11 protein-coding genes are annotated in these 14,392 nt (G+C 73.6%); 5 read left to right on the forward strand and 6 right to left on the reverse strand.

All coding sequences use genetic code 11. The annotated features are described in order from the left end of the window. Nucleotides 1–3,111 (reverse strand): BTAD domain-containing putative transcriptional regulator (locus tag GB864_RS10525; RefSeq protein WP_160424802.1); only part of this gene is annotated, 3,111 nt, incomplete at its 3' end. 121 nt (nt 3,112–3,232) lie between these two features. On the opposite strand from GB864_RS10525, the gene GB864_RS10530 reads away from it, so the two are divergent. Next, nucleotides 3,233–3,778 carry a DUF3060 domain-containing protein gene (locus GB864_RS10530; protein WP_160424803.1) on the forward strand — a complete coding sequence of 182 codons (546 nt, stop codon included), beginning with the start codon at nt 3,233–3,235 and terminating at the stop codon, nt 3,776–3,778. Between the two features lie 118 nt (nt 3,779–3,896). Here GB864_RS10530 and GB864_RS10535 read toward each other — a convergent pair whose 3' ends face one another. From GB864_RS10535 to GB864_RS10545, 3 genes are all read right to left on the reverse strand, one after another. Further along, nucleotides 3,897–4,922, reverse strand: coding sequence for a CE1 family esterase (locus tag GB864_RS10535; protein ID WP_160424805.1), 1,026 nt, complete (start codon nt 4,920–4,922; stop codon nt 3,897–3,899). Continuing rightward, nucleotides 4,919–6,223 carry an MFS transporter gene (locus GB864_RS10540; RefSeq protein ID WP_160424807.1) on the reverse strand — a complete coding sequence of 435 codons (1,305 nt, stop codon included), beginning with the start codon at nt 6,221–6,223 and terminating at the stop codon, nt 4,919–4,921. Before GB864_RS10540 ends, GB864_RS10535 begins: the two co-directional genes overlap by 4 nt. A gap of 106 nt (nt 6,224–6,329) precedes the next feature. Beyond that, nucleotides 6,330–8,348, reverse strand: coding sequence for a glycoside hydrolase family 3 protein (locus tag GB864_RS10545; RefSeq protein WP_336603958.1), 2,019 nt, complete (start codon nt 8,346–8,348; stop codon nt 6,330–6,332). A 104-nt stretch (nt 8,349–8,452) separates the two neighbouring features. On the opposite strand from GB864_RS10545, the gene GB864_RS10550 reads away from it, so the two are divergent. Further along, complete coding sequence (locus GB864_RS10550; RefSeq protein WP_160424809.1) at nt 8,453–9,127, forward strand: TetR/AcrR family transcriptional regulator; 675 nt, start codon at nt 8,453–8,455, stop codon at nt 9,125–9,127. An 87-nt stretch (nt 9,128–9,214) separates the two neighbouring features. On the opposite strand, the gene GB864_RS10555 is transcribed toward GB864_RS10550, so the two are convergent. After that, the gene (locus GB864_RS10555; protein ID WP_160424811.1) at nt 9,215–9,799 is read right to left on the reverse strand and encodes a CoA-binding protein; all 585 of its coding nucleotides are present in this window, start codon (nt 9,797–9,799) and stop codon (nt 9,215–9,217) included. Further along, entirely contained in the window at nt 9,796–11,091 is a 1,296-nt protein-coding gene (locus GB864_RS10560; RefSeq protein WP_160424812.1) for an O-acetylhomoserine aminocarboxypropyltransferase/cysteine synthase family protein, read from the reverse strand. The genes GB864_RS10555 and GB864_RS10560 overlap by 4 nt, the downstream gene beginning before the upstream one ends. Before the next feature lie 102 nt (nt 11,092–11,193). On the opposite strand from GB864_RS10560, the gene pnuC reads away from it, so the two are divergent. The 3 genes from pnuC to GB864_RS10575 are packed head-to-tail and all read left to right on the forward strand — an operon-like array spanning nt 11,194 to nt 14,357. Then, nucleotides 11,194–11,826: a nicotinamide riboside transporter PnuC gene (pnuC, locus tag GB864_RS10565; protein ID WP_160424814.1), complete on the forward strand. Its 633-nt coding sequence runs from the start codon at nt 11,194–11,196 to the stop codon at nt 11,824–11,826. Next, nucleotides 11,819–12,946, forward strand: coding sequence for an AAA family ATPase (locus tag GB864_RS10570; protein WP_160424816.1), 1,128 nt, complete (start codon nt 11,819–11,821; stop codon nt 12,944–12,946). The genes pnuC and GB864_RS10570 overlap by 8 nt, the downstream gene beginning before the upstream one ends. A gap of 28 nt (nt 12,947–12,974) precedes the next feature. Beyond that, entirely contained in the window at nt 12,975–14,357 is a 1,383-nt protein-coding gene (locus GB864_RS10575) for an MFS transporter (protein WP_160424818.1), read from the forward strand. Nucleotides 14,358–14,392 lie beyond the last annotated feature (35 nt).

Raw genomic sequence — 14,392 nt, forward strand, 5'->3', positions numbered from 1 at the left:
CGCCGCACGCGCGGGATCGCCGCCGCGCAGCTCCACGGCGCCGAGGGCCACGAGCACCGTGCCGGCGACGGGCAGATCGACCGGGCCGGGCCGGAGCCGATGCGCCGCGAGCATCCGCCGCCGGGCGTGGTCGACCCACGGGCCGAGCTCCGCGGGGAGCCGGCCGTCCTGCGCCGCCCCCGCGACGACCCCCGAGACCGCGATCGCCGCCCAGGTCGCCGCGCGCGGGTCGCGCGATGCCCGCAGGGAGTCGATGATCTCGTGGGCCAGCAGGTCGGCATCGGCGACGCGATGGTCGAGGCGCGCGACCTCGATCGCGGCGAGCAGCCCGAACTGCCGTGCGCTGAGGCCGTCGCCGGCGATGCGGTCGTCGGCGAGCAGGGCGTCGATCCGAGGCCGGGCTTCGTCCAGTCGGCCTGCCTGCACGAGGGCGCAGACGATCGTCCAGTCGAGCTGCTGGAGGTCGGGGGTGCCGCCGAGGGAGAGGAGCGCGTTCCGTGCCCGTTCGGCGCGCCGGATCGCCTCCTCGGGCTCCCAGTCCTGCACGGCCAGGCTCGCGAGCATCGACTCGAGCATCGACAGCGCCCAGACGTCGCCCGAGCGACGGGCGAGCTCCTGCGCCCGCAAGGTGCTCCGGCGGGAGGCGTCGGGGTCGCCGGAGTTCTCGGCGAAGGAGGCGCTCATGAGCTCGCCGAGCATCGCCGTGAACGGGTCGTCCGAGCCCGTCAGTTCGGGGAGTCGCTCGGCGGCGTCCTCGAAGGTCGTGGCCTCGGAGAGCAACTCCGTCACGAGCCGCAACCACGGCACGCTCGGCACGGCGCGTCGGCGGAGCACCCGCAGCTGCGCGAGCGCGCGAGTGCCGGCCGGGATGCCGGATGCCAGCCCGGTCACCCCCGCGAGGAGCAGCGCGGCACTGCCTTCGTCGATCGGGACGTCGGCGAGCGAACGGCCCGACAGGGCCGCCGTGAACGGCTCGACGAACGCCGCGACCTCGGAGTGCGCGTCGCGCATGGTCCACAGCCAGAACAGGAGCGCGGCGAGGACCGCCGCGGTGCGCGCGTCGCGGCGCCGCAACGCCGCCCGCAGGACGGCGACGAGGGTGTCGAGCTCGACGTCGAGCTCGCGGAACATCCGCACCTGGTCGCGGTCGCCCTGCAGCGGCGCCATCGGCATCCGGCGGCGGGCGAAGCCGACCGCCCAATCGGCGATGGCCACGGCGACCTCCTCCGCGTCGCCGAGCTCCGCCGAACGGGCCTGCCCGAACTCGCGGACCGTCTCGAGCATGCGATAGCGGGGCTCGCCGGTGAGCGGATGCTCCGAGATGGCGGCGAGGGACTGGCGGATGAGGCCGTCCAGCAGGTCGACGGCATCCGGATCGCCGATGACGGCCTCGGCGGCGTCGAGGGCGAAGCCGTCGGGGAACCACGCGAGCCGGGCGAGCGCGCGGCGTTCGGCCGGCGGCAGCAGGTCCCAGCTCCAGCCGATGACGGCCTCGAGGGTGCGGTGCCGCTCGGGTGCCGCACGGTCGCCGGTGGAGAGCAGCCGGAAGCGGTCGGCGAGACGCGACTCGATCTCGCCGACGCCGAGGGAGCGCACGCGGGCCGCCGCGAGCTCGATGGCGAGCGGCAGGCCGTCGAGCCGCTCGCAGAGCCGCACGACGGCCGCGGGGTCGAGAGCGAGGCCGGGGCGAGACGCCTCGGCCCGCTCGAGGAACAGCCGCGCGGCTGGGCCGGTGCCGTCGCCCGCCGCGAGCGGTTCGAGCGGGTACACGTGCTCGGCGCCGATCGCCAGGGGACTGCGGCTCGTCGCGAGGATCGTGAGCGCGGGCGCGGCGGCCAGGAGCTCGGCGGCCCGCACGGCCGCGGCGTCGACGATCTGCTCGCAGTTGTCGAGCACGAGCAGCGTCGGCCGTTCCGACAGGGCCGCCTGGACGCGCAGGCCGACGTCGACGAACTGCGTGAACTCGGCGAGGCGGGCGGTCTTCGTCGTCTCGCGCAGCCCGAGCGCGGCGGCGAGGGCGAGGTCGAGGTCGTCGGCGCTGCGCACGCTCGCGAGTTCCGCGAACACCACGCCGGGCGCTCCGGATGCTCCGGCGACGGCCTGCGCCAGCCGGGTCTTGCCGAGGCCGCCGGGCCCGAGGATCGTGACGCACCGGCCGTGGTCGAGGAGTGCGGCGACCGCCTCGACGTCGACGTCGCGGCCGAGCAGCGGATTCGGTTCGGCGCGCAGGCCGAGCCGCACCCGGGGGCCGACCGCCGGAGCGGGCAGCGCCGAGGGCGATCGATCGGATGCCGCGGCCGACGAGTCCGTCGCCGGTTCCGCCGCCGTGTCGACCTCTCGGAGCAGTCGCGCGTGCCGCTCCACGAGCGGGGCCGACGGGTCGAGGCCGAGGTCCTCGCCGAGGCGGCGGCGGAACTCGGCGAACGCCGCGATCGCTTCCGTGCGGCGACCCGCGGCGGCGAGGGCGTCGAGCTTCGCGCCGAGCGCGGCCTCGTCGTAGGGGTCCGCCGCCAGCACGCCGTCGAGTTCGTCGACCGCGGCCGTGTGCTCGCCGAGGGCGATGAGCCGGCGCACGCGGACGGCCCGCAGCCGACGCCGAGCCGCGGCCGCGCGGGCACGCAGGGTTTCGGCGACCGGTGCGTCGCCGAGGTCGAGGCCCGGCTCGCCGCGCCACAGCGCATCGGCCGCGTCGAGGCCGGCGAGCGCCGAGCGATCGTCGACCTCCTCGGATTCCGCGGCGGCGATCCGCGCCTCGGCGAGTTCGAGGTCGGTCAGCAGGGCGCCGGCGACGCCGTCGGCGTGGAGGTGCGCGCCGAGCCGGTAGCCGCCCGGCGCGAGCCGGATCGCGTCCTCGCCGGCGAGGCGTCGCAGCCGCGAGACCTGCGATTGCAGGGCGGCCCGCACGTTCGCCGGACCCGTCTCGCCCCAGAGTTCGTCGGCGATGGCGTCGACGCCGACGACGTCGCCCGGATGCCGCGGTCCGAGCGCGAGCACGGCGACGAGCGCACGCGGGAGCGTACCCGCCGGAGCGACCTCGCGGCCTGCGGCGTCGTCGAGGACGACGGGCCCGAGCAAGCGGAACCGCGGCGGCGGGGCAGGGGCGTCGGACACGGATCGAGCCTAGTCACGCGAGGTACCGGCGCCCGGCGGCACTGCCGCACGGCGCCGCCCGCGTCAACCCCCGGAACCGATCCCGATCGGCTCGATACCGTCGAGCGAGGAGGAACCGCTCATGCTTCGCACTCGAACCGGATCCCGGCTCGCCCTCGTCCTCGCCGCCGCCCTGCTCGGCGCCGGCCTCACCGGCTGCGCCCCGTGGTGGGCGGCCGGCCCCGATCGTGACGGCGGCGTGCACCGGCCGGACGGCGTGCCCGAGGGCGGCCGGGAGTCGATCACGTGCGCCGACGGCGAGCACCTCGAGCTCACCGCGACGGCCGCCCACTACGAGGTGCGCGGCGCCTGCGGCGACATCGCGGTGCGCGGCAGTCAGATCGAGGTCGACCTCGAGTCGGCCGGCACGGTGCTCGTCGAGGGGCAGCTCGCCCGCATCGCGGCGAGCGGCGACGTCGGGGCGATCGTCGTGCGCGGCAATCGCAACGAGTTGACCGCCGCGGACGTCGGGACGGTGACCGTGAGCGGCGAGTCGAACGCGCTCGTGCTCGACGCCGTCACGGACTCCGTCGAGATCTCGGGCAACGACAACCGGCTCGAGGGCGACGTGCAGACCGACCGCGTCGTCGTCAACGGAGAGAACGACGTCGTCGGCCCGGCGTCCTGATCGGCTTCCGCGCACCTCGGAATGCCGTGCGGGCGGGGGAGCGCTCGAACAGGCGACGGAGTCGTCGGGAGCGCTGCTCCCGGGCATCCGTCGCCCGTTCGTCGAGGCGGGTCGGCCCTCAGCGGATCGACTCGAAGAAGTCGACTGCGGCCAGCGGCCCGTCGAGGTGCTGCGTGGTGCCGCCCATCAGGCGCGGCTGCGCGTAGACCGGGTTCGGCACGACGTGACCGCCGCCGGCGATCTCGTAGAGCTCGACCGGGGCCGGGCCGTCGTAGACGATCGCGGTGACGTCGGTCTCGCCGTCCGCGGCCGTGTTCGAGTACGGGCTGCTCGTCGGCTCGGCGGCGTCGCCGTTCAGCGCGGCGAGTTCGGCGGCGCTCTCGGCTGCGGAGTACACCTCGCCGAGCTCCGTCCCGAACGCGTCGGCCATGCCGCCCTCGAACGGGTTGATCGGGTCGGCGTCGCCGAGCACGAGCATCGTCGGGACGCCCGTGCCGGAAGGCTCGCACACGTTGTGCGCGGGGAGCGGGTACGCCGCGGCGAAGGCGGCCACGCCCGCGACGAGATCCGGGCGCTCGAGCGCCAGGCGGAGCGAGAAGTGGCCGCCGTTGGAGAGCCCGGTCGCGAAGACCCGGTCGGCATCGATGCCGTAGTCGGCGCCGAGTCGCCCGACGAGCGCTGCGACGAACGCCTCGTCGTCGATGTCGTCGGTGCGGGCCGGGTAGGGCGTGATCGCGCGGCAGTCGTGCCAGGTCTTCTCGTAGCCCTGCGGGTACACGGCGACGAACCCGCGTTCGACGGCGAGCTCGTCGAAGCGGTAGCCGGTCGCCGACCGCATCGCCGCCGCGTCCATGTTGGAGCCGTGGAAGGCGAGCACGACCGGGGCGCCGGCGGGCAGATCGTCCGGCACGACCGCGAGGTACGAGCGTTCGAGCCCGTCGACCTCGATCGTGCCGCTGACGACCTCCGCGGCGAGGTCCGGCTCCGCCGGTGCCGGGGCCCACAGGAACCACCAGGCTGCGACGCCGCCGACGACGAGCAGTCCGGCGAGGGCGCCGGCGATCCACGCCAGCACCCGCCGCACACGGCGCCGGCGGGGCTTCGGCGCGGCGCCGCCCTCGGCGAGCGCCGCCTCGGCGCTCATCGGACGGCCTTGATGCGGAAGACCGCGAAGGCGCCGAGGACGGAGAGCACGATGCCGACGGGGAAGAGGCCGGTGAACCCGAAGGCGAGCACGATCGCGCCGCCGACGGCGGGGGCGAGCGTCTGGGGCAGCGTCGCGGCGATGTTCACGACGCCGAGGTCCTTCGCGTAGGAGTCCGCGCTCGGCAGGACCTCGGTCATGAGGGCCTGGTCGACCGACTGGAACGCGCCGAAGCCGATGCCGGCGATGAGGGACATGAGGATCATGCCGGTCGTGGTCGGCAGGACCCACGGGATGACCAGTGCCAGGCCGACGACGACCGAGGAGATGAACACGAACACCTTGCGGCGGCCGAGGCGGTCGCTGATCGGGCCGCTGACGATGATCATCGGGAGCATGCCGACGAGGCCGACGAGGCCGAGCACGGGCACGAAGCCGACGGCGTCGTCGCCGAGGCCGACGTAGTCCGAGAGCAGGTAGAGGTTGTAGCCGGTGACGGAGAAGTAGCCCGTGTAGAGCAGCAGGCGGCCGGTGAACGCCCAGAAGAAGTCGGGGTGCTTGACCGGATTGACCCAGAAGGTGCTGAGGAAGTCGCCGAGCCGGAACGCCGGCAGGTCGGCGTTCTTCGAGGAGGCGTCCGGCGCGAACACGACGAAGAGGACGACGGCGATGACGGCGATGCCGGCGAGCAGCACGTACCCGGTGCCGATCGCTTCGGCGAAGGCGGCGCCGACGGATTGGCCGCCGATCGCGCCGATCATCATGGCGGCGCCGGCGACGGCCGCGAACGTGCCGCGGGCGCGGCTCGGGACGCGGTCGGGGAGCACGGCCGACAGCGGGCCCTGCACGAAGTTGAACGCGATCTGCACCATGGTCCAGGCGATCGCGATCTGCGCGAGCCCGTTCGCGAGCGACATGCCGACGAGCGCGAGGCCGCCGATGAGGGCGCCGGCGACCATCCACGGGGCGCGACGGCCGAAGCGCGAACGGGTGCGGTCGCTGACGGCACCGGCGACGGGCTGGGCGATCATCGCCGCGAACGCGCCGATCGTCGTGACGAGGGCGAGGTTGGCGACCTTGTTCGCCTCGTCGATGCCCGCGACCTGCAGCGGCAGCAGCACGCCGGGGATCGCGCCCCAGAGGATGAAGACGCCGAGGTTGGCGGGCAGCATCCAGAGCAGCAGGCGGCGCAGCGGCCCCTGGATCTTGACGCGCTCCTCCGAGAGGAGGACGGGCAGTTCGTCGGCGACGCCGGCGGCGACGGCGGCTGCGGGTTCGGAGGGGCTGGACGACATTGTCATGGCCGGATTCCTTCTGGGGTCGGGTGGTGTGCGGTTGGGGGCGGAGCGATTGCGCGGTGCGGCGGTGCGGCCGGATGCGGCCCCGCGCCGGGGCCGCATCCGTGGGTCATCTGGGCTGGAGCGCGCCGAGGCGTTCGCGCAGCCCGCCGAGCGCGTCGGCCGGGAGTTGGTCGGCGGCCATGCCGATCACGGCGTCGAAGGGCATCCCCTTGGCGAGCCCGATCATCGGGTGCGCGGGGAGCTCCGGAACGAGCTCGTCGAGGATCGCGCGCGAGTCCGGGTCGTCGAGCAGCACGCCGAGAGGCGTCGTCGCGAGGTCGTAGCGCTCGGTCGGCTCCGGCGCTGCCTGGATGCTCGTCGACGACGGGTCGGGTCGGGTCGTGGGCGTCCAGTCGGCATAGCGGAGTCCGTGGCCGAAGCGGAACGTCGGGTCGGCCGTGTCGTTCGGCACGTCGGGGAGGCTCGCTTCGACGGCGGCCATCGACGACGGGATGTCGAAGGGCAGGCGCCCCTGCGGCTCGGCCGCGCCGAAGAGCACCGAGACGAACGCCTCGTCGGACGAGCCGTAGTCGGCGACGAGCGTCGCGGCGATCTCGGCGACGGGGGCGAGGATCGCGGGACGGTCGAGGTTGACGCCGAGGACGAGCGGCGCGTGCGCCGCGAGCTCGGCGAGGTGCGCGAGCTCGTCGGCGTGGAACTCGAGCGAACCGGCGCGGAAGAAGCTCTCGATCTCGCCGGGGTTGCCCCGCTGCTCCCACGGGGCGTCGGTGCGGACGATGACGAGGTCGGCGTCGGCGGGGTCGCGCACGACGTTCGCCCAGCCCGCGAGCGCCTCGGGCGCGAGGCCCTCGACGTAGACCGACGGCGTGCCGGCGAGCGGCAGGTGCGCGGCGCCCACGCCGTTGACGAGCAGCGTGTTCGAGGCGGCCTGGGCGGCGAGGCCCTCGGCGCGCGCCTCCGGAGCGCCGACGAGGCGGTCGGCCGCATCGGCGTCGACGAAGCGGGCGTCGTCGAAGAGCCCGAGGCGGAACTTCTCGCGGAGCAGGCGCCGCACCGAGGCATCCAGTCGCGACTCGGCGATCGAGCCGCCCTGCACGAGCCCGACGAGCACCGCGGGGCGGAACTCGCCGCCGAACTGGTCGATGCCGGCGTCCAGCGCCTTCACCATGCGCTCCTCGTAGGTGAGCGTCTCGACGCCCCAGAACGTGCGGGAGAGGATGCCCCAGTCGCTGCACACGATGCCGTCGTAGCCGAGCTCCTCACGGAGGAGGCCGGTGATGATCTGCTTGTTGAAGGAGAAGCCGACCTCCTCGTACTCGGTGCCCACCGGCATCCCGTAGTACGGCATGAGCTGGGCCACGCCCGCATCGATGAGGTCGCGGAAGGGCTGCAGGTGCTCCTCGAAGCGGCCGCCGGGGTAGACCTGCTCGCGGCCGTACGCGAAGTGGGGGTCCTCGCCGTCGAGCTGCGGGCCGCCGCCGGGGAAGTGCTTGGCCATCGTGGAGATCGAGGTCGGGCCGACCTCCTCGCCCTGGAGACCGAGCAAGTACGCGACGCCCAGGCGGCCCGCGACCTCGGCGCTCGAGCCGAACGTTCCGGCGGCGCGCGCCCAGCGCGGCTCGGTCGCGAGGTCGATCTGCGGGTGGAGGGCGGCTCGGATGCCGACGGCGAGGTACTCGCGGCGAACCGTCTCCGCGAAGCGGCGAGTGAGCTCGGCGTCGTCGAGGGCGCCGAAGCCGAGGAACTCGGGCCACTGCGAGAACGGGCCGGAGAGGAGGGCTGCGGCCGGGTTGTTCGAGAAGGCGTGGCGCGGGTCGCTCGACACGGTGAAGGGGATGCCGAGGTGGTGCTCGAGCGCGAGGCGCTGCAGGTGGTTGTGCCATTCGGCGACTTCGCGGGCCGTCGGGGCGGTGAGCACGTTGACGTGGGTGATGCGCCGTTCGAGGATCTTGCGGAGCGAAGGGGAGCCGAGCATGCCGGGCTCGTCGAGGCCGGTGCCGATCGGGGCCATCGGCTGGAACATGAGGCCGGCCTTGTCGTCGATCGTCATCCGCTGCAGCAGGTCCTCGACGCGCTGCTCGATCGGCAGCGCGGCGTCCTGGTAGGGGAAGCGGGCTTCGGACACGTGAACTCCTTCGTTCGTGCTCGCAGCGGCGGGGGCTCCGCGCTGAGCACCTCAAATATCTACACGAGTGTCGGTTTTGTCAACTCCGGTGCTAGCGTGACGGCATGAGCGATGACGCCGCCGCCCCCGCGGGCCCCGCCACGCCGCGCCGCCGCGGGTACGCCAAGGGCCGCGCTCGACGCGACGAGATCATCCGCATCGCCACCGAGCACTTCGCCGAGCGCGGCTTCCAGGCCGCGACGATCCTGGACATCGCCGCGGCCTGCGGCATTTCCCGAGCAGGGCTCCTGCACCACTTCCCCGACAAGGAGCACCTGCTCGAGGCCGTCCTCGAGGCCCGCGACGCCGAGGACCGCGACCGCTTCAACCCGTACGTCGAGGCGGCCGGGGCCATCGGCGTGTTCCGCGGCATGGTCGACCTCGCCGAGCACAACCGGCTCGTGCCCGGGCTCATCGAGCTCTTCGTGCGGCTCTCCGCCGAGGCGTCGACCCCCGAGCATCCGGCCCACGAGTACTTCCGCGAGCGTGCCGAGCGCATCCGCGTCGGCACCGCCCGCGCCGTGCGCGGCGCCGTCCGGGCGGGGCACCTGCGAGCCGGGCTCGAGGCCGACTCGGCCGCCCTCCAGCTCGGCGCCCTCATGGACGGGCTGCAGAGCCAGTGGCTCTTCGACCGGTCGATCGACCTCGCCGGCAGCGTCCGCGACCTGCTCGACGACTGGATGACGCCCGAGGGGCGCCGCGCGTTCGACGCCGTCGAGCCCGTGGCGCACGTCGCCTGAGGCTCGTCCCGGAAACGCCGAACGGGCGGCGGCCGCCGGTCGCCCGGTCGGCCGCCGCCCGTTCGGAGCGTGCGCGGCGGAGCGCGCTCAGCGCTTGGTCTTGCGCGCCGAGATCTGGCCCGTGTCGAAGCCGAGCAGGTGCAGGCCGCCGCCGAAGCGGGCGTGCTCGACCTTGATGCAGCGGTCCATGACGACGGTGAGGCCCTGCTGCTCGCCGTAGTACGCGGCCTCCTCGTTCCAGATGCCGAGCTGCACCCAGATGGTCTTCGCGCCGATGGCGACGACCTCGTCGATGACCTGCGGGATATCGGTGCCGCGGCGGAACACATCGACGATGTCGGGCACGACCGGCAGGTCGGCGAGCGACTTGTAGACGGGCTGCCCGAGGATCTCGGTCGCGTTCGGGTTCACGAAGTAGAGGTCGTAGTCGGCCGACTGCTGCAGGTACGTCGAGACGAAGTACGAGGAGCGGGCCGGGTTCGGCGAGGCGCCGACGATCGCGACCGACTTCGCCGCGCGGAGGATCTGGCCGCGCTCGCGGGCATCCGGGCCGACCCAGGTGCGCTGCGAACGCAGCAGCTTCGCGAGCGGCGAGCTCGCCGGGAGCTCGCAGGAGAGGCCGTTGACGAGCCGGACGGTCTCCTGCTCGGTGTCGGTGATGGTGTCGGTCATCGGGCAACCCCCGTCGCGGTCTCGAGCGCCTGGTCGAGATCGTAGATGATGTCGTCGGCATCCTCGATGCCCACGGACAGGCGGACGACGCCCGGCAGCACGCCCGCGTCGAGGAGCTGCTGCTCGGTGAGCTGCGCGTGCGTGGTCGAGGCCGGGTGGATGATGAGCGTCTTCGCGTCGCCGATGTTCGCGAGGTGGCTCGCGAGGTTCACCGACTCGATGAGCTTCTGGCCGACGCCGCGGCCGCCCTTCACCTCGAAGCTGAAGACGGAGCCCGGACCCTTCGGCAGATACTTCTGCGCCCGGTCGTGGTGGGGGTGCTCCGGCAGGCCGGCCCAGAAGACGCGCTCGATGCGGTCATCCTGATCGAGCCATTCGGCGACCTTGCGCGTGTTGTCGATGTGCGCCTGGATGCGGTACGGCAGCGTCTCGACGCCCTGCGCGAGCAGGAACGCGGAGTGCGGTGCGAGCGCCGGGCCGATGTCGCGCAGCTGCTCGGCGCGCAGTCGCGTGAGGAACGCGTACTCGCCGAAGTTGCCCGACCACTCGAGGCCGCCGTAGCTCGGAACGGGCTGGCCGAACAGCGGGAACTTCTCGGAGTGCCAGTGGAAGCGGCCCGACTCGACGACGACGCCGCCGAGGGTCGTGCCGTGGCCGCCGAGGAACTTCGTCGCGGAGTGCGTGACGATGTCGGCGCCCCACTCGATCGGGCGGTTCAGGTACGGCGTCGCGATCGTCGAGTCGACGATGAGCGGGATGCCGTGGGCGTGCGCGACGTCGGCGAGCGCCTCGAGATCGGCGATCTCGCCGGACGGGTTCGCGATCGTCTCGACGAAGAGGGCCTTGGTCTGCTCGGTGATCGCGGCGGCGTAGTCCTCGGCGTTCGCGGACTGGACGAACGTCGTCTCGATGCCGAATCGGCGGAGGGTGACGTCGAGCTGGGTGATGGAACCGCCGTAGAGGTTCGCGGAGGCGACGATGTGGTCGCCCGAGCCCGCGAGGCTCGCGAAGACGATGTACTGCGCCGACAGGCCGCTCGCCGTGGCGACGGCGCCGAGGCCACCCTCGAGGCTCGCGACGCGCTCCTCGAACGCCGCGACCGTCGGGTTCGCGAGGCGCGAGTAGATGTTGCCGTACTTCTGCAGGGCGAACCGCGCGGCCGCGTCGGCGGTGTCGTCGAAGACGAACGCGCTCGACTGGTAGATGGGGAGCGCCCGCGCGCCATGGGCGCCGTCGGGGATGTTGCCCGCGTGGATCGCGCGGGTCTTGAAGCCGTATTCGCGGTCTGCCATGCGGGCCAGGATACGGCCGCTCCGGCGGCCGCCCAGCCGCCGCCGTCACAGAGGGCAACGGGCGGGCAACGACGGGTCCCCTCCTCTCCCTAGGCTGTCGAGGTGATCGAATGGCTCGCCGCCCACTGGACCGAGGTCCTGGGCTTCGCGACGGGCGCCGCCTGCGTCGCGCTCGCCGGACTCCGCAACGTCTGGAACTATCCGGTCGGCATTGCGAACAACCTCGTGTTCCTCGTGCTGTTCGCCGGCACCGGCCTCTACGCGTCGGCGGGGCTGCAGGTCGTCTACCTCGCGCTCGCCGTGCACGGCTGGGTGCGCTGGACGCGCGGCGTCGAGCAGGATGCCGGGTACATCGGCCGCACGCCGGCGCGGCTCGTACCGTTGCTGATCGCGGCCGGGCTCGGTCTCGCCGGCGTGCTCTGGTGGGTGCTCGCGACGTTCGCGGGGTCGCCGCTCGCGCCCGTCGACGCCGCGACGACCGCGGCGAGCCTGGTCGCCCAGTACTTGCTGAACCGCAAGCTCCTCGAGAACTGGTACGTGTGGATCGGCGTCGACATCGTGTTCGCGACGCTCATGTTCGCGACGCTCATGTTCGCGACGGGCCTGTGGATCACGGGCATCCTCTACCTCGGCTTCATCGTGCTCTGCATCGCGAGCCTGCGCAGCTGGCGGGCGGTCGAGCGCGCCGGGACGACCCCGGCCAGCGCGGCGACGGCGGAGCCCGCGCATGCCTGAGGCGGCCCCGCGGTACGCGCACGGGCTCGTGATCGGCAAGTTCTACCCGTTCCACGTCGGCCACGCGAACCTCATCCGTTCCGCGATCCGCGCGTGCGAGCGCGTCACGGTGGAGGTGCTCGGCTCGCGCGTCGAGTCGATCCCCCTGCAGGCCCGGGCCGACTGGGTCCGCGAAGAGCATCCGGGCGCCCGCGTCGTCGCGGCCTACGACGAGTCGCCCGTCGACTTCGGCTCCGAGGCCGCGTGGCGCGCCCACACCGCGCTCATCGCCCGGCTCGCGGACGGCCCCGTCGACGCCGTGTTCACCAGCGACGAGTACGGCGCGGAGCTCGCCCGCCGCCTCGGCGCGGACTGGGTGCAGGTGGATCCCGGCCGAGCGGCCAACCCGGTCTCCGGCAGCGCGATCCGCGCCGATCTCGCCGGTCACTGGCACGAGCTCGGTGCGGCCGCCCGTGCGGGGCTCGCCGCGCGCGTCGTCGTGCTCGGCGCCGAGTCAACCGGGACGACGACGCTCGCGGGCGACCTCGCCGCCGCGCTCGGCACCGGGTGGGTGCCCGAGTACGGGCGCGAGCACAGTGTCGCCCGGGAGGGCGGCCTCGACGCGCCGTGGCGCAGCGACGAGTTCGACCTCATCGTCGATCGGCAGATCGCGCTCGAGGACGCCGCCCTACGCCGCATTCCGGCGCCCGTGCTCGTGTGCGACACCGACGTGCTCGCCACCGCGATCTGGCACGAGCGGTACGTGGGCGCGCCCGCCCCGCGCCTTCTCGCCCGCGCCGCGGCGCACCGGCCCGCGCTCTACGTCCTCACGGGCGACGACATCCCGTTCGTGCAGGACGGCACGCGAGACGGCGAGCATCTCCGCCACGGCATGCAGGAGCGGTTCCGCGCCGTGCTCGCCTATGCCGGCGTGCCCTGGCTCGAGGTGCGTGGCGCCCGCGACGCGCGTCTCGCCGCGGCGCTCAGCGCCGTGCGTCGGATGCTCGCCGAGCGGCACGCCTTCGCGACCCCGCTCGAAGGACGTCCGATGGTCGAACAGGTCGCCCTGGAGCTCGGCCGCGCGTCGGCAGTGCCGGAGCCCGAGCCCCTCGGCGCCGGCCGTCCCGGGCCCCGAACGTAGACTCGTCGGGTGAACGAGCAGCATCCGAATGTCGACTGAACCGCCTGTCGAACCGCCGCTCGAGACCGGCGGCCGAGCGGTCATCCCGCCGGTGAAGCGCCGGTTCGTCGACCTCGCGCCGCTGCGGGCCTCGCCCGCCTTCGCCCGGCTCTGGATCGGCACCTCGATCTCCGGCATCGGCGCGCAGCTCACCATCGTCGCCGTCGGGCTGCAGCTCTTCGACATGACGGGCTCGACGCTCGCCGTCGCGCTCGTCGGCGGCATCGCGCTCCTGCCGATGATCGTCGCCGGGCTCTGGGGCGGGATGCTCGCCGACGCGTTCGATCGCAAGCGCGTGCTCATCGTCTCCTCGCTCGTGAGCTGGGCGTCCACCATCGGCCTGCTCGTGCTCTCGGCGGTGGACGCCTCGCTCGCCGCCGACGGCGTGCGCGGCTGGGTCTGGCCGTTCTACGTGCTGACGACCCTGAACTCGATCGCGTCGACGATCTCGGGCGCGACGCGGGGCTCGGTGTACCCGCGCATCCTGCCCGCCGAACTCGTGTCCCGCGCGACGGCCCTCTCGGGGATCTCGATCGGCATCATGCTCACGGTCGGCCCCGCGCTCGCCGGCGTGCTCGTCGCGACCGTCGGGCTGCCGCTGACCTTCGCGGTCGACGTCGTGCTCTTCTCGGCCGGCTTCCTCGGCATCCTCGGCCTGCCGAAGCTGCCGCCGCTCGCGCACGCCGCCCGCCCCGGTCTGCAGTCGCTCCGCGACGGCCTCGATTTCCTGCGGCGCGCGCCGAACATCCGCGCGAGCTTCCTCGTCGACATCGTCGCCATGACGTTCGGTCGCCCGTACGCCCTGCTGCCCGCGGTCGGCGCGGCGGTCATCGGCGGCGGGGCGGTGACCGTCGGCATCCTCACCGCGGCGGCCGCCGTCGGCACCTTCACGACCTCCCTGCTTTCCGGCCCCGTCGCGCACGTGCACCGCTACGGCGTCGCGATCGGCCGCGCGATCATCGTCTACGGCGGCTGCATCGCCGCCTTCGGCGCCGTCGTCGGGCTCATGCAGACCGGGTGGTTCGGCGAGGTCGGCCCCGAGTGGGGGCAGGCGAACCTCGTCGCGCTCGCGCTCGCGGCCCTCGCGCTCGCCGGGTCGGGCGCCGCCGACGAGGTGAGCGCGATCTTCCGGCAGACGATGCTGCTGACCGCCGCGCCCGACGAGATGCGCGGGCGCCTCCAGGGCGTTTTCACCGTCGTCGTCGCGGGCGGCCCGCGCCTCGGCGACCTCTACGCGGGCATCCTCGCCTCGGCCGTCGCGCTCTGGTTCCCGCCGCTCCTCGGCGGCCTCGTCATCATGGCGACGCTCACGGTGCTGCTGCGGGTGCTCGTCTCGTTCCGCGAGTACGACGCGCGCGACCCGAAGCCCTGAACCGGGGGCGGCCGGCGCGCCGCTGCGCGGCAGCA

This window comes from Agromyces seonyuensis, from assembly GCF_009789225.1.
GTDB lineage: Bacteria > Actinomycetota > Actinomycetes > Actinomycetales > Microbacteriaceae > Agromyces > Agromyces seonyuensis.